The sequence below is a fragment of the Polaribacter litoreus genome, from assembly GCF_054584775.1.
In genome coordinates this window covers 1-15,095 of record NZ_JBTLRD010000010.1, presented here as the reverse complement: position 1 = coordinate 15,095, position 15,095 = coordinate 1, and the positions used below count along the sequence as shown (strand labels likewise).

General features: G+C 29.9%; 21 protein-coding genes, 1 tRNA gene and 1 pseudogene. 8 read left to right on the top strand and 15 right to left on the bottom strand.

Translation table 11 applies throughout. The annotated features are described in order from the left end of the window. Positions 1-242 precede the first annotated feature (242 nt). Positions 243-2,981, bottom strand: coding sequence for a class I SAM-dependent DNA methyltransferase (locus tag ACW9UN_RS10075; protein ID WP_459486137.1), 2,739 nt, complete (start codon positions 2,979-2,981; stop codon positions 243-245). A 333-nt stretch (positions 2,982-3,314) separates the two neighbouring features. Next, positions 3,315-3,494 carry a hypothetical protein gene (locus ACW9UN_RS10070; protein WP_459486136.1) on the bottom strand — a complete coding sequence of 60 codons (180 nt, stop codon included), beginning with the start codon at positions 3,492-3,494 and terminating at the stop codon, positions 3,315-3,317. 84 nt (positions 3,495-3,578) lie between these two features. Between ACW9UN_RS10070 and ACW9UN_RS10065 the strand changes: the two genes are divergently transcribed. Together ACW9UN_RS10065 and ACW9UN_RS10060 are read left to right on the top strand one after the other, a co-directional pair. Continuing rightward, on the top strand, positions 3,579-3,881 hold the full coding sequence (locus tag ACW9UN_RS10065; protein ID WP_459486135.1) for a type II toxin-antitoxin system RelE/ParE family toxin: 303 nt from the start codon (positions 3,579-3,581) through the stop codon (positions 3,879-3,881). Between the two features lies 1 nt (position 3,882). Beyond that, complete coding sequence (locus ACW9UN_RS10060) at positions 3,883-4,167, top strand: addiction module antidote protein (protein WP_459486134.1); 285 nt, start codon at positions 3,883-3,885, stop codon at positions 4,165-4,167. Positions 4,168-4,457: 290 nt separating this feature from the next. Here the strand turns inward: ACW9UN_RS10060 and ACW9UN_RS10055 are convergent, their stop codons facing one another. Genes ACW9UN_RS10055 through panB form a run of 5 tightly spaced genes read right to left on the bottom strand, consistent with a single transcriptional unit; the run spans position 4,458 to position 7,536 of the window. Continuing rightward, positions 4,458-4,811: a hypothetical protein gene (locus tag ACW9UN_RS10055; RefSeq protein WP_459486133.1), complete on the bottom strand. Its 354-nt coding sequence runs from the start codon at positions 4,809-4,811 to the stop codon at positions 4,458-4,460. A 34-nt stretch (positions 4,812-4,845) separates the two neighbouring features. Beyond that, the gene (locus ACW9UN_RS10050) at positions 4,846-5,232 is read right to left on the bottom strand and encodes a VOC family protein (RefSeq protein ID WP_459486132.1); all 387 of its coding nucleotides are present in this window, start codon (positions 5,230-5,232) and stop codon (positions 4,846-4,848) included. 3 nt (positions 5,233-5,235) lie between these two features. Continuing rightward, the gene (locus ACW9UN_RS10045; RefSeq protein ID WP_459486131.1) at positions 5,236-5,694 is read right to left on the bottom strand and encodes a DUF1801 domain-containing protein; all 459 of its coding nucleotides are present in this window, start codon (positions 5,692-5,694) and stop codon (positions 5,236-5,238) included. Between the two features lie 24 nt (positions 5,695-5,718). Next, positions 5,719-6,657, bottom strand: a complete 939-nt coding sequence (locus ACW9UN_RS10040) for a 2-hydroxyacid dehydrogenase (RefSeq protein WP_459486130.1) — start codon at positions 6,655-6,657, stop codon at positions 5,719-5,721. Positions 6,658-6,717: 60 nt separating this feature from the next. Further along, a complete protein-coding gene (panB, locus tag ACW9UN_RS10035; RefSeq protein WP_459486129.1) occupies positions 6,718-7,536 on the bottom strand; it encodes a 3-methyl-2-oxobutanoate hydroxymethyltransferase in 819 nt (272 codons plus the stop codon). Between the two features lie 139 nt (positions 7,537-7,675). On the opposite strand from panB, the gene ACW9UN_RS10030 reads away from it, so the two are divergent. The 4 genes from ACW9UN_RS10030 to ACW9UN_RS10015 all read left to right on the top strand — a co-directional run bounded on the left by ACW9UN_RS10030 (position 7,676) and on the right by ACW9UN_RS10015 (position 9,804). Then, positions 7,676-8,176, top strand: coding sequence for a nuclear transport factor 2 family protein (locus tag ACW9UN_RS10030; protein ID WP_459486128.1), 501 nt, complete (start codon positions 7,676-7,678; stop codon positions 8,174-8,176). Between the two features lie 27 nt (positions 8,177-8,203). Next, on the top strand, positions 8,204-8,770 hold the full coding sequence (locus ACW9UN_RS10025) for a sigma-70 family RNA polymerase sigma factor (RefSeq protein ID WP_459486127.1): 567 nt from the start codon (positions 8,204-8,206) through the stop codon (positions 8,768-8,770). A 3-nt stretch (positions 8,771-8,773) separates the two neighbouring features. Beyond that, a complete protein-coding gene (locus ACW9UN_RS10020; protein WP_459486126.1) occupies positions 8,774-9,037 on the top strand; it encodes a hypothetical protein in 264 nt (87 codons plus the stop codon). Positions 9,038-9,162: 125 nt separating this feature from the next. Next, positions 9,163-9,804: an O-methyltransferase gene (locus ACW9UN_RS10015; RefSeq protein WP_459486125.1), complete on the top strand. Its 642-nt coding sequence runs from the start codon at positions 9,163-9,165 to the stop codon at positions 9,802-9,804. A 261-nt stretch (positions 9,805-10,065) separates the two neighbouring features. On the opposite strand, the gene ACW9UN_RS10010 is transcribed toward ACW9UN_RS10015, so the two are convergent. From ACW9UN_RS10010 to ACW9UN_RS09990, 5 genes are all read right to left on the bottom strand, one after another. Further along, positions 10,066-11,121, bottom strand: coding sequence for an NAD(P)/FAD-dependent oxidoreductase (locus ACW9UN_RS10010; RefSeq protein WP_459486124.1), 1,056 nt, complete (start codon positions 11,119-11,121; stop codon positions 10,066-10,068). A 68-nt stretch (positions 11,122-11,189) separates the two neighbouring features. Beyond that, the gene (locus tag ACW9UN_RS10005; RefSeq protein WP_459486123.1) at positions 11,190-11,426 is read right to left on the bottom strand and encodes a NifU family protein; all 237 of its coding nucleotides are present in this window, start codon (positions 11,424-11,426) and stop codon (positions 11,190-11,192) included. 6 nt (positions 11,427-11,432) lie between these two features. After that, the gene (locus ACW9UN_RS10000; protein ID WP_459486122.1) at positions 11,433-12,572 is read right to left on the bottom strand and encodes an Mrp/NBP35 family ATP-binding protein; all 1,140 of its coding nucleotides are present in this window, start codon (positions 12,570-12,572) and stop codon (positions 11,433-11,435) included. A gap of 168 nt (positions 12,573-12,740) precedes the next feature. After that, entirely contained in the window at positions 12,741-13,079 is a 339-nt protein-coding gene (locus tag ACW9UN_RS09995; protein ID WP_459486121.1) for an MGMT family protein, read from the bottom strand. A 244-nt stretch (positions 13,080-13,323) separates the two neighbouring features. Further along, positions 13,324-13,397: transfer RNA gene (locus ACW9UN_RS09990), tRNA-Ile, on the bottom strand. Between the two features lie 182 nt (positions 13,398-13,579). On the opposite strand from ACW9UN_RS09990, the gene ACW9UN_RS09985 reads away from it, so the two are divergent. Then, entirely contained in the window at positions 13,580-13,900 is a 321-nt protein-coding gene (locus tag ACW9UN_RS09985; RefSeq protein WP_459486120.1) for a hypothetical protein, read from the top strand. Here the strand turns inward: ACW9UN_RS09985 and ACW9UN_RS09980 are convergent. Continuing rightward, the gene (locus tag ACW9UN_RS09980) at positions 13,889-14,185 is read right to left on the bottom strand and encodes a hypothetical protein (RefSeq protein WP_459486119.1); all 297 of its coding nucleotides are present in this window, start codon (positions 14,183-14,185) and stop codon (positions 13,889-13,891) included. The two genes, ACW9UN_RS09985 and ACW9UN_RS09980, sit on opposite strands and share 12 nt — an antisense overlap. A 194-nt stretch (positions 14,186-14,379) precedes the next feature. Here ACW9UN_RS09980 and ACW9UN_RS09975 point away from each other — a divergent pair, with 194 nt between their 5' ends. Continuing rightward, a complete protein-coding gene (locus ACW9UN_RS09975; RefSeq protein WP_459486118.1) occupies positions 14,380-14,544 on the top strand; it encodes a hypothetical protein in 165 nt (54 codons plus the stop codon). On the opposite strand, the gene ACW9UN_RS09970 is transcribed toward ACW9UN_RS09975, so the two are convergent. Beyond that, positions 14,533-14,670 carry a hypothetical protein gene (locus ACW9UN_RS09970; protein ID WP_459486117.1) on the bottom strand — a complete coding sequence of 46 codons (138 nt, stop codon included), beginning with the start codon at positions 14,668-14,670 and terminating at the stop codon, positions 14,533-14,535. The genes ACW9UN_RS09975 and ACW9UN_RS09970 overlap by 12 nt on opposite strands. A 200-nt stretch (positions 14,671-14,870) precedes the next feature. Beyond that, a pseudogene (locus ACW9UN_RS09965) lies at positions 14,871-15,095 on the bottom strand (polyprenyl synthetase family protein); the annotation flags it as partial.

Genomic DNA, 15,095 nt, shown 5'->3' with positions numbered 1-15,095 from the left:
GTGTTTATTGCTATCTCCTTACGGATGTTTGCCTATTCCTTACAAGTTTTGGTGCATTCCTTACAGTTTTTTTTCTTTTCCTTATGGCTTTTGGTCTGCTCCTTGTAGTTGGTTTTGTGTTCCTTATTGGGTTTTTTTCACTCCTTATGTTTTGCTGTGCCTAATTTACTGTTTTTCTTTGTTTTCTTAACGTTTTTTTTGTTGGACTTATCATCTTCTTTAACAAATAGTAATTTTGTACACTATTTCTTTTTTTTGATTTTCTTTTCAGTTAATAAAGGTGCTGTATATTGATTGTACAAATCAAACAAAAATTCTATACGTGCAGTTTCATTTGTAAAAGCTTGTGGTCTATAACATAAATCGACTGCTTTATCCAACTCTTGATGTGCTTTCACTAAATTTGAAGGCATCGTAAGAGGATGATATAAATCTGCTAAACTGCTATCAGGAAATTTAGCTCTTACATCTAAAATTTTTTGTGCTTTTTGTTCTACTTTTTGTTTGTTTTTATCGCTAGGTTCAAATGGCCAAGGGTAATTATTGTAAACTATTGAAGAGGAATATTGGTAATCGCTTTTCATTCTGCCACAAGTATAATTTACCCAAGTCATATGCATACTTGAAGTTAAAATGCCAAACTCATACGTTGTAACGTTGGGTACTATTAAAGAACTACCACTTGCAATTGTACTCGGTGGGAGAATTGCCATTGGAATAAATTTTCTAATTTGAGAAGATACTTTTGGTACAATAAGATAATTTTTATTAGGTTGTCTTATTTCACCAAATAAAGTAGGAGTAAGTGCTAGTTTGTTTGTGTTTTTTCTTTTACTATTTTCTCTAAATTTTTTATTTAGTTTTATTCTATCAAGAACACTACTTGATTTTCTTATTAATTCTGGGTTAACATTGACTAGCCATAAACACCATCTTTTTTTGTTATTTATAAATTCATAACCTCCTGTATACTTTTTTATTAATGGCTTAATAAAACTTTCTTTATTTAAAAAGATTATTTTTTCTTCATCACTTAAAATTAAATTACCATTATCAATTGGCATACTTCCATAATTCATTGGAGATACATTACAAATAGGTTTCTGTTTTGATAATACAACCACTTCATTACCTTCAACTAAATATGGGTTTATATTTTTAACTGATTTTTGATAAGGTTCACCTTTAATATTTTCATAAATAAAAATGCTTTTATTTTTAATGTCGAAATTAGCAAAACCAATAATTACGCAGTGAACAGCTGCATTTGATTTAGCTTCATTTTTCCATTGAAAAGTTTGGTGAGCGAAATGAATTTTTATTTTAAAATTATTTATCAATTCGTTCCATAGAATCCCTGTTTGTTCACCTTGTGCAATAGAATTTGTTGAAACAAATGCAGTTTTTATATTGGTTGAATTAATGAATGCTGAGGCTTTGTAATACCATGCAGTTACATAGTCTAAAACACCTGCTCCTTTTATTTTACCAAAAACTAATTTCATGTCTTCTTTTTGTTCTTTGGTCTGCTCTTTTTTACCATAAAAAGGAGGGTTCCCAACAATATAAGAGAGTTCTGTTTTAGGTACTACGTCTTCCCATTGGATGCGCAAAGAATTACCGTGTACAATTTTAGCCGCTTTTTTTAATGGCAAACGTGCAAAATATTGCCCAAATTCTTCAGATACTCGCATATTCATTTGGTGGTCTATCAACCACATGGCAACTTCGGCTATTTTTGCTGCAAATTCGTCATATTCTATTCCGTAAAATTGGTCTACATCTAACCAAAGAATAGAAGAAACATCTAAAACCTGTTCGCCTTTTTTAAAGAGTTCTCGCAAAACGTCAATTTCTAACAAACGTAATTCTCTGTAAGTAATAATTAAGAAATTACCACTACCACAAGCAGGGTCAAGAAATTTTAAAGTAGATAATTTATGATGAAATTCTTTTAGTTTTTTAGAATTTGATTTTACTTTTTCAAATTCTGCTCTTAATTCATCAAGAAATAGCGGTTTAATAAGTTTAAAAATATTTTTTTCTGATGTATAATGCGCTCCTAAATTTCTACGTTCTTCGGGATTCATTACACTTTGAAAAAGTGAACCAAAAATTGCGGGCGATATTTTACCCCAATCTAAACCACAAGCTTCTAATAAAATGCGACGCATTTCTGAATTGAAAGAAGCTATTGGTAAAAACTCTTCGAAGAGTTTACCATTTACATACGGAAATTGGTTTAAATGCTCGTCTAAATTTTTAAATCGTTTTTCTTTAGGTGTATTTAAAACTTGGAAAAACTGCGCCATTAATGCCCCTAAATCGCTACCATCTTCATTTGTTTTTTGGTCTAAAAACTCTTTAAATGTATCTTTTTCGAAAATACTGGTATCGTCTGCAAACAGAATGAAAAGCAAACGCACTAAATAGACTTCTAAATGATGCCCTTCGTAACCAAACGCTTCGAGTTGGTCGTGCAATTTGCCCATTAATTCAGCAGCTTTAATATTAACTGGGTCTTCTTCTTTAAAAGTTCTTTTTTGATAGCCGGCTATAAAGCCAAAGAGTTTTACATTTTTATACAATTCAGAAACGTGGAATTCGTGTTCTGTTTTTTCGTCGAGGTCAAACAATTTGATTTTATCAAAGTCAGAAACCAAAATGTATTTTGGTAGTTCGTGTTCTTTAAGACCAGGAAAATAGTCGGTAGCTTGTTCAAAAGCTTTGTCTAAATTTCTTCCTTTAGATTTGTGTTCAACCAGTAAAGTACCTTTCCAGAAGAGGTCTATAAATCCTTGATTACCACTTAATTTTTTTACAGGTTCTTCAAAGGTTGCCACTCGTCTTCGTGATATTCCAAAAACATTAAAAAAGTCATTCCAAAAACTATCTTTTTCAGCACGTTCTTTGGTTTCTTCTGCCCATTCGTTTGAGAATTTTAACGCTCTGTCTTTAATTTCATTCCAACTTAATGCCATTTGGTTTTATTTCTTTTTTAGTTCAATTTTTTACAAAGTACTAAAGTAGTTTTTTATTCTATTGTTTGAAAGTTAAAATTACAGTTCTGAAGTGGTGAGGAATTGTAGCTCTTATGGTTTTTAGAGCGTTGGTAAAAACGATAAGTGCTAAAATATTCGGCTGGTTTTAGCTTGTGTACAAGGTTGTTGTGTAAGTGTAGTAAGGGAGTTGTAGGCTATTCGTTTCAGTTTATACATTAAAATAGCAGAAAAGTACAACCCTTGTAGTTTGCACTTCACTGCTATTTTTTTAAGCACGTTCTTTGGTTTCTTCTGCCCATTTGGTTGAGAATTTTAGTGCGCTATCTTTAATTTTATTCTAACGTAATGCCATTTGTTTTTATTTCTATTGAACCTTAACTCTGTACTTATTTTTTCTGATAAATTTACTTCTAAACCAAAATAACTTTCTGTATAAATACTTGCTTTAAATTGAGAAAAAGAATTTACAGTTAGTAATAAGTTGTGGTGCATTTATGACCAACATTTAGATTACCGAAATTTCTGTGATAAATCCAAAATTTAAACTATATTTGTATCTAAGTGGATACATTTTAAATGATTATCATCGAAAAAACATCTGAATTTGATAAGTGGATTAGAAAACTCAAAGATATTCGAGCGAAATCTAAAATCCTATTCCGAATTCAGAAACTCGAAACTGATGAACATTTTGGAGATTGTAAACCTGTTGGTGATGGAATAAGCGAAATACGAATCAATTACGCAAAAGGCTATCGTATATATTTTAAAGAAAAAGAGCGTAAAATTGTGATTCTTTTAATTGGCGGAGATAAATCAAGCCAACAAAAGGACATCGAGAAAGCGAAAAAAATCTGGAACAGCATAAAAAATGATTGATATGGCAACTACAAAATTTGATATTGCGGACTATTTGGACAGCGAAGAAATGATTGCTGAATATCTGAATACAGTTCTCGAAGATGGAGAAAGTTCTGATTTGATTGCTGCAATCGGACATATTGCAAAGGCAATTGGAATGACTAAAATTGCGGAAAAAACTGGTATGAGCAGACCTAGTTTATATAAAGCATTATCGGACGGATCAAAACCACAATTTGGAACAATAATGAAAGTACTTAAAGCCATTGGCGGACAAATTAACGTGAAACCAATATCTGCGTAATAAAAAAACGACACCACAACAATGGCTATAAGTAATTGCTTGTTCTCGCCTACTTCTGAAAATCCTATCGAATTTTCAGTTTGGTGTGTACTTGCAAAGTTAAGTGCTATACCACGCAACTACTCATAGCCGAGAACGATAGAAACACTATTTTTTAAAGGCGAGTTTTTAAAAATGATTTTTGATAAAAGAAATAGTACCTTTTTCCAATCGAACAACTTTTCAACAGCAGATAAAAAAATGTGATTATTAAAATCTCTGTTGGATAGTTGGATAAAAACTTCATCTACTTATTTACTAGTAATCTTCTTTAAGAAGTTTTTTACTTTGGCTGTAGCTTCCTTAATTTCTTCTTGAGCATCATCAGCAAATTCGGCTAAATGTTCTGCAGCTTCATGTGCAAATTCTGATCCTTTTTCAGAAATAATATCAAAAGCTTCTTTAGCATCATCTGTAAATTCAGTGGCCTTTTGTTTTACTTTTTCTATGTTTTCATCAGTAAAAGTTTCATTAATTTTTTCTTTTGCACCATCAATTACACTTTTAGCGCCATCTTTAATTTTAGAGGTACTATTTTGAGTATTTAAATTTTCGACAGTTTGGTTGATTTCTCTCTTATATAAATTACTTTTTTTATATAACATAATATTTAGATTTATAGTTAATTATTTTTTTTATTTATTTAAAAGCCTGATATACAGGTTCCCAAAGTTCTATTTTATTACCTTCGTTATCTAAAATCCAGCCGAATTTACCATATTCAAATTCTTGCATTTCACCAACAATGGTAACACCTTCTTTTTTTAATTCTGATAACAATTCTACTAAATTTTCGACTCTATAGTTAAACATAAAGTCTTTTTTAGAAGGTTCAAAATAATCTGTTTTTTGGGCAAAAGGGCTCCATTGCGTAGAAGCGTCATTGCCTTGTTTGTCTTTCCACCAAAAGGTAGCACCCCAATCATCAGTATTAAAACCTAAGTGTTTTTTGTACCAATCTTTTGCTGCTTTTGGATCATCAGATTTAAAAAACAAGCCTCCAATTCCTGTAACTCTATTTTTCATTTTTTATTTCTTTTTTAAAGCAGTTTCGTAGGTATTTATCCAATCGTCTACAGATATTTTACGAACTAATTCTGCAATTAATTCATAAGGAATTTCATCCATTTTTTTAAAACGCACACAACTTTTACCCATATCTAACTTACGTTTACAGTATTTTGGGTATTCTGCAACAAACCAATTATAAATATCTTGATTAGCGTAAATGCCTGAATGATAAAAGTTAACAGCGTTTTTTTGTGATGCAAAACTCATAAAAGGTAAAGGTTCTTTTGGGTTGCAATGATAACCATCTGGATAAATAGAATGAGGTACAAAATAACTGATAAAATTATATTGCATACCTTCTTCAAAACCATCAGGTAAATTGTCTTTTATGGTTTTTCTTAATTTTTGTAAAGTTTCTTTTCGTTCTTCAGGAACTTGAGAAATATACTCTTCTGGTGAATTTGCTTTGTATTGCATAACATCAATTTTGATGACAACAAGTTAACAAAATTTTGCTTGTATTTTATCGACAATGGTTTGTGCCAATCTTTCTTTGCTTTCAACTGTCCAGCCAGCAACATGAGGAGATAAAAGCACATTCTCTGAATGGATTAAGTATTGAAAAGCTTCTGGCATTTTATCATCAGAAAATAAGTTTTCGAAAGACGATTTTTCGTATTCTAAAACATCCAAACCAGCACCTAAAATTTTACCCGTTTGTAAAGCATCAACCAAATCTTTGGTAACTACAGATGTTCCACGTGCAGTATTTATCAACCAAAAATTCTTTTTAAAATTATTGATAAACGCTGTATTTATCATATTTTTAGTAAGCTCAGTTTGTGGAGTGTGTAAACTTAAAACATCAGCTTTAGCTTGTAATTCTGATAAAGTAACTTGTTTACAATTGGCATCATCAACATTAGGTTTTATGTCGTAACAAATTACATCAACATCAAAACCACGTAATTTTTTTGCGAAAGATTTCCCCATATTTCCATAACCAATTAAGCCTACAGTTCTTCCATCAAGTTCAATTCCTCTGTTTTCTTCGCGTAACCATTTTCCTTTTCTAACTTCGCTATCTGCTTTATTTAATTTATTAAAAAGTGATAAAAGCATTCCTAAAGCATGTTCGCCAACTGCATTTCTATTACCTTCTGGAGCAGCAATTAGTACAATGTTTTTTGATGCTGCATAATCGCAATCTATATTTTCTAAACCAGCACCAACTCTACCAATAAATTTTAGGTTTGTGGCTTTGTCTAAAAAAGTTTTATCAATTTTAAATCGACTTCTAATGATAAAACCATCATACAAATGAATTTTGGCTTCGATTTCTTGTTTTGATGAAGTATAGTCCTCATGATTTGTAAAACCTAAATCATTCAGTTGATTTATTAATAAAGGGTGATTTGTATCTAAATGAAGAATTTTCATATTCTTAATAAAGTAAAATTTAGAATAAATTCCTTCCCTTTGGGAAGGTTAGGATGGGCCTTAATACTGCTCTTTATCATTAGGAAAATCACCAGACTTTACATCATCTACATAACTTTCAAAAGCACCAGTCATATCAGAAAACAAGTCTAAATACCTACGTAAAAAACGAGGATTAAATTCGTGCGTCATTCCAATCATATCATGCGTAACCAAAACCTGGCCATCAACACCATTTCCTGCTCCAATTCCGATTACTGGTATAGAAATAGCTTCAGCAACTTTTTGAGCCAAAGCTGCAGGCACTTTTTCTAAAACAAGTGCAAAGCAACCTATTTTTTCTAACATTAACGCATCTTGCATTAATTTTTCTGCTTCTTGTTCTTCTTTGGCTCTTACAGTATAAGTACCAAATTTATAGATAGATTGTGGTGTCAATCCTAAATGACCCATTACAGGGATTCCTGCATTTAAAATACGTTTTATAGACTCCTTAATTTCTTTACCACCTTCTAATTTTATAGAATGAGCACCAGATTCTTTCATAATTCTAATGGCAGAACGTAAAGCTTCTTTTGGATCTGATTGATAACTACCAAAAGGTAAATCTACCACAACCAAACAACGTTCTATGGCTCTTACAACAGAGCTTGCATGATAAATCATTTGATCTAATGTAATAGGCAGCGTAGTTTCATGACCAGCCATAACATTACTAGCAGAATCACCTACTAAAAGCACATCTAAACCTGCTTTATCTAAGATCTTTGCCATGGTATAATCGTAAGCTGTTAACATCGAGATTTTTTCTCCATTTGCTTTCATATCTACCAAAGATTTTACAGTAATTCTTTTGTACTGTTTTTTTGCTGTCGACATATTTTTTAGATTTTTAGACTTTGGTAAAAGTAAGAAATAAAAGCAGATGTTTAACGAGTTAATAATTCGTTAATTTGATTTTGATTTGTATTGTATTTCAGTTATTTAATTAAATTTAGAGCTTTAAAATTGATGTACAATGCAAAAAATTATTACTTATTTAGTAATCCTTATTTTTTCGATAACACTTACAGCGCAAGAAAAACCAAGTGGAGAAGAGTACAATAAAAGTACTTTAGAGATAAAAAAGGTAATCGAAACTTTTTTTGATGGCTTACACAAAGGTGATAGTACTTTGCTAAAAAGTACGTTGCATAAGGATGTTAAAATACAAACAACATCAACCAATAAAAAAGGAGAAAACATTCTAAAAACAGATTCTAAACAACAATTGTTAACGTCTATAGCAAATAAAAATCCTAAGCATATGTATTTAGAAAAATTATTGTCTTTTGATATTAAGATTGATGGAAATTTAGCTTCTGTATGGACACCTTATGAGTTTTATTTTAATGGCAATTTTAGTCATTGTGGAGCCAATTCTTTTCAACTATTTTATAATAATGGCACATGGGAAATTATTTATTTGGTAGATATGCGAAGAAGAGAAAGTTGTAAGGTATTAAAAGAAAAAAAATAGCATTATATTTGATTTTTAAAATTTAAGATGCCTAAAACAAAAGTTACTTTAGCACCAAATAAATGGATAGATAATTATGCAGATTACCTGTTTAATTATGCTGTTGTACGTGTTAATAACAGTGATTTGGCAAAAGATTTGGTACAAGAAACGTTTTTTGCAGGATTAAAATCTGCAAAGAATTTTCAAGGAAAATCTACTGAAAGAACTTGGTTAGTATCCATCTTAAAAAGAAAAGTAATAGACCATTATAGAAAAATAAATTCTAAGAAAGGACAAGCCGAAATTAGAATGAACTTTTATAATGATGGCGAAAATGAAGGTAGTTGGTTAGAAGAACGTGTACCACAAAGTTGGGATAATGCATCAGAAAAAACCATAGAAAATGAAGAATTAAAAAGCCAAATAGACGTTTGTATAGATAATTTACCAGAAAAATACGCTATGGTTTTTAGAATGAAAACCATTCAAGAATTTGAAACCGAAGAAATTTGTAAGGAACTAGACATAACAGCGTCAAATTTATGGGTTATCATCCACAGAGCCAGAACTCAATTAAGAAAGTGTATGGAAGATAATTGGTTTAATAATTAGAAAATGTTTCAAAAATTGATGATTACTTGCGATGAAGCAACTACCATATGCGATAAAAATCAGTATGGTGCAGCTACATTATTAGATAAAATAAAATTAAACATCCATTTTTTACGATGTAAAATTTGCTTAAAATATACTAAGCAAAATATGACATTAACTAAAATTTATAAGGGTCATGCTAAAAGTTGTAAACATATTGTACACTGTATGACAGAAGAAGATAAGGAAGAATTAAAGAGGCAATTAAAAAATTATAAACCTTAAGTTTTTTCGGTTTTATCAAAACCGTATTTTTGATTTTTTGTTAGATTGACGGAATTTATAGCAATATAGATTCCGTTTTTTTATATTTTTGAAAGCTTATTTATTATTAGTAAAACACTTATTAAATGCACTTTTTACCAGAAAAAATAGACAATTATGTTGTAGCGCATTCGCAACAAGAGCCTAATTTATTAAAAGAATTAAGCAAAGAAACTTGGCAAAAAGTGTTGAACCCTAGAATGTTAAGTGGTGCTTTTCAAGGTAGAGTTTTGTCGATGATTGCCAAATTGGTGCAACCCCAAACCATTTTAGAAATTGGTACGTACACAGGGTATTCTGCATTGTGTTTGGCCGAAGGTTTATCCACCAATGGAAAAATTATAACCATTGATAAAAACGAAGAATTAGAGACTTTACAAAATAAGTATTTCGAAAAATCGGGTTTTAGAAATCAAATTACACAGATTGTTGGAGATGCCACAAAAATTATCCCAGAACTAAAAGAGAATTTCGATTTGGTTTTTATTGATGCAGACAAATCAAATTACATTAATTATTTTCATTTAATTATTGATAAAATGAATCCTGGAGGAATTATTTTATCTGATAATGTGCTTTGGAGTGGAAAAATTGTAGAAGAGTTACATCCTAAAGACAAAGACACAAAAATATTGTTAGCCTATAATGCCTTGCTAAATACAGATGATAGAATAGAAACGGTTTTACTGCCTATTAGAGACGGATTAACTGTGAGTAGAGTAAAGTAGTTTACACAAAATACTCAACCCCAATCCATTCATAAAAGGAGTAAAATGTATTGAAGTTAACGCAACCAAAATTTTAATTTATGCTTAAATTAAGCAATTTATTTTAAAGTATAAATAATCATTTTTAATGGAATGCAATAGCGTCGAAAAATCTAAATTTTAAAGATTTCTCTACAAGGTCGAAAAGACATTCTTAATAGTACTTATGATAATAGACCTTTCAGGTTTTAAAAACTTGAAAGGTCTATAGAAATCAATCGATTATTCAATTTTTTTAATCACTGCCTTTGGTGCTTCTTTTTTAGTTCCGTCAAAACCCTCTACACCACCAACAGTAGTATATTTCATCACATATTTTTTATCAGGATAAATGCGCTTGTAGGCACTTTGACACATTAAAGTTGCTTCGTGAAAACCACATAAAATCAACTTTAACTTCCCTGGATACGTATTTACATCGCCAATGGCATAAATTCCTGGAATATTGGTTTGATAATCTAAAGCATTGTTTACTTTAATGGCATTTTTTTCGATTTCTAAGCCCCAATTTGCTATTGGTCCTAATTTTGGAGATAAACCAAATAAAGGAATAAAATAATCGGTTTCAATGGTAAATGGTTCCTCTGCTTTTTTAAGCACAGAAACGCCTTGTACTTTATCAATTCCTATAATTCCTTTTACTTCTGCAGGAGTAATTAAAGTTATTTTTCCAGCATCTTTTAATTCTTGCACTTTATCAACAGAATCTAAAGCACCTCTAAATTCGTTTCTTCTATGAATTAAAGTAACCTTTGAAGCTACATCAGCTAAAAAGATAGACCAGTCTAAAGCAGAATCTCCACCCCCAGCAATAACTACTTTTTTATTTCTATAAACTTCAGGATCTCGAATAATATAGGCAACCCCATTATCTTCAAAATTAGCAATATTAGGTATAGGTGGTTTTCTTGGTTCAAAAGAACCTAATCCACCAGCAATTGCCACTACTTTTGCATGATGTTTTGTGCCTTTATTTGTAGTAACAATAAAAGAACCATCTTCTTGTTTATCAATAGTATCTGCTCTTTCTCCTAAGGTAAAACCAGGTTCAAATTGTTTAATTTGTTCCATTAATTTGTCTGTTAAATCTCCGGCTAAAATTTCTGGATAAGCAGGAATATCGTAAATGGGTTTTTTAGGATAAATTTCTGAACATTGCCCACCTGCTTGAGGTAAAGCATCAATTAAATGACAACGTAGCTTTAATAAACCAGCTTCAAAAACGGTAAACAACCCTGTGGGTCCTGCACCTATAATAAGTATATCTGTTGAAATCATTTTCCTTGAATAAAAGGACAAAAATAGGTTTTCAAATTTATATGGAATGTGACAAAAGTCACACAAGGTTAAGCTACGTTAATGACTTCTTGTATTTGTGGTGCATATTTTTTTATAGTGGCTTCTACACCATTTTTTAAGGTCATTTGATTTACAGAACATCCTGTACAAGCGCCTTCTAATTGCACTTTTACAATGGCATCTTCTATAGAAAGTAACTTTATGTTACCACCATCACTCATTAAAAACGGACGAATTTCATCTAGCGCTTTTTCTACATTTTTATGTGTTTCTTCTGCTGTCATTTTACATTATTTTTTTACTGCACTACAGCCACTCATTGTTGTAATTCTAACAACTTCTGTTGGTGGTAAATTTGCATTTCTTTTTAATAATTGAGCTACCATTTCTTTGGTAATATCGCTAAATGATTTTTCTAAAACAGTATCTTCTTGTAAAGCTACTGGATGCCCAACATCTCCAGCTTCACGAATACTTTGTACTAAAGGTATTTCTCCTAAAAAGGTTGTATTTATATCTTCTGCAAGGTTTTTTGCACCATCTTTACCAAAGATATAGTATTTATTGTTAGGTAATTCTTCTGGCGTAAAATATGCCATATTTTCTATGATTCCTAAAACAGGAACTTTTATGCTGTCTTGCTGAAACATTGCAACTCCTTTTTTAGCATCTGCCAATGCAATGTTTTGTGGTGTAGAAACTACAACTGCGCCATTAATTGGTAAAGCTTGTACAATAGACAAATGTACATCTCCTGTTCCTGGTGGTAAATCGATTAAAAGGAAATCTAATTCGCCCCAAGCAGCATCAAAAATTAATTGTTTTAAAGCTTTAGATGCCATTGGTCCTCGCCAAATTACAGCCTGATCTGGATTTGTAAAAAAGCCTAAAGACAATAATTTAACTCCATAATTTTCTATCGGTTTCATTTTAGAACGACCATCTACATTTACAGAAAGTGGTTTTTCTTTTTCTACATCGAACATAATATGTTGCGATGGTCCATAAACATCTGCATCTAAAACCCCTACACTAAACCCCATTTTTGCTAAAGAAATAGCAAGATTAGAGGTTATTGTAGATTTACCAACACCTCCTTTACCAGAGGCAATTGCTATAATATTTTTAATATTCGGGATTGGTTTTCCTTTAATTAAATTCGGATCTTCTTTTGGTGCTGCTTTTTCTACTTTTAAATTGATTTTTACGTCAATTTTTTCATCAACATTGGTTTTAATGGCTTTGGTAATTTCAGCTTCAACTTTCTTTTTTGCTTGTAAAGTTGGGTTGCTGATAGTAACATCTACATTTACTTCATCACCAAAAATAACTACATTTTTAATATTATTATTTTCTACCAAACTTTTACCTTCTCCAGGAGCTGTAATCGTTTCTAATGCGTTGTATATATCTTGTTTTTTAAAACTCATTCCTTCGTTTTTGGCTTTTATCTATAGTTGTAAGTAACGTTTAGTTTACTACTTAGTCTACACTACAAAGATACGCCTTACAAATTATAAAATAAAGTAAATAAATTATGTTTGTTTATGGATTGATAGGTTGCAATTATTACTAAATTTTTAAAAAATTAGGAGATATTAAGACAAATGTTCTGAAGGATTCCAAAAAACTTTATCCAAATCTTGAATTTGATTATCAATAACAACAATGCCTTCGCTTTCTAGTAATTGTTGCATTAAATTGGTGCCATTAAAATGATGTTTGCCTGTTAACAATCCTTTTTTATTGACTACTCTGTGTGCAGGAACTTCTTCTGATTGTGTGTGCGAATTGTTCATAGCCCAACCTACCATTCTTGCTGATCTTGCAGCACCCAAATAAGTGGCAATGGCTCCATAACTTGTAACGCGTCCAAAAGGAATTTTACGTGCTACAACATAAACTTTTTCAAAAAAATTATCCGATTTTTTAGTCATAATTTATCGTTTAAAACGTGATAAAAGTAGTTTTTTATTCTTATAAATTTTGTTGAATTTGTATGATTCCTAAAATGCTCGTTTATTTTTTTTAGATAAAAATTTTTGCTTTAAAATGAAATATTTTTCTTAGAATAAACTTTATAGTAAGAGTACCTTTTTTTTAATGTGGTAAATGTAGTGGGGATTTATGACAATAAAAAAACTCAACCCCTTAATAATAAGTTAGTTGAGTTTTAAAAAGTGGTCCCACATGGACTCGAACCATGGACCACCTGATTATGAGTCAGGTGCTCTAACCAACTGAGCTATAGGACCTATAATTTTGGTTTGCAAATGTACTATTTATTTTAAATTATTTGCAAATAAATTTAGAATTTCTTGTGTTTTAAATGGAAACTTTCATTTTTTAAATATCTTTAAATTAAAAGGCTATTTTAAAAAAGAGAAAAAGAAAGGGTTTTACTACACAGTTGGCAACAATATAAAAAAGAAATAGAATGGAAATAGAGAAAGATGAAAAAATTAAAAGGCTTAAATCATTAGAAGATAAAATAGATATATATTCTGAAAATGAATATCATTTTGATTCTATTGAAAGTTTATTAAACAACGAAATAACAAAAGAAAAAGAAAGTTTAGTTTCAAGAGAAAATTATTTAAATCAATTAGAATCTATAGTGAAATATGAATTACTTAAATATAAAGGAAGTATAAAAAGAAAACCCGTAAAAGGAAATATTAATGATTATTTAGCTTTAACAACAAGATTTGGACTTGTTGTGTCTGGAGAATTAATTCATATAAAATCACGAAAGTAAATATTCAGAACAAAGATTGCTTGAAAATAAGTATTTTAAATCCTCTATTTTTTTAACATAAAAATCACGACAAATAATAGAATGAGATTCCGAGTTTTTTATATGGTTTTCTAAAGTTTGAGAAATAGTAATTAGATTGTCTTTTTGAATTAAAACCTCAAACCTATTTCTTTTTCCACTATCAGTAACAACATCTGAAAGGTACTTATAATAAATAATAGCTGTACTTTCTTTGTTAATTTGAAAGTTATTCTCTAATAAATAAGAATGAATAAAATCGAACATAATAAAAAATTTATTTCTGATTTGAATAAAAATAATCTTTAACCATATTATACGAATCTACACTATCTAAATTATTTTTTAACATAAAACCAAAACGTCTATCAAATTCATCTAATTCTTCATTAGGAATAGATTTAGGTTTATTTGAAAAACATTTTAAAAAAGAAAACACAAACAATTAAAAATTAAATAAAATGTCGGAAAAAAAATTAAAAGAAATCAAAGATGAATTAACAGATTTAAAAAATAGAGTTGAAACATCTATTGATAAAGCAAACACTCATTTAAGTGATTTAAATGAGAACTTAGAAAAAATATCAGAAACTCTGAATAAGATTAACTCTAAATTAGATGATTAATTCAGATGTAAGTTCTTTTTCAAATTCATACAATAATTTAGAGGCTTCTGAATAAGAAAGTCCTTTTAAAGCTTCTTTTAATTTAGTTTTTCTATCCTTGTGTGGATCCTCAACTTTTACAACCATAACACAATAATTTAAAGATTAATAAAAAATAATCGTGCTAATAAAGGAAATGATAACAACTAATAAAAATACTGTTGCCAACACCGTATAAAATTAATTGCTACTAATAGCTTATCTAAAAATAGATATTGCTTATTTGTGTAGATGTTGAACTAATTTAATTACTCTATTTTTACTTAATTAGCAACTTATTTTATACATTAACACGTTCTGTTCATTAACCATAAGCCTAAATTCTTTAAATTTTGTTTATTGGCTTCGCTGATATCCATTTTTAATAAGGTACTAAACGCTTTTTCTGTATAATCTTCTATTTGTTCTTTTATTAGAATAGGGATATCGTTTAATTCAAATATTCTAGTAACCTCAGTAATTTTAATTGAATTATCCTTTAATTTTTTTCTGTAAAAATAGGCAAGCTTTTG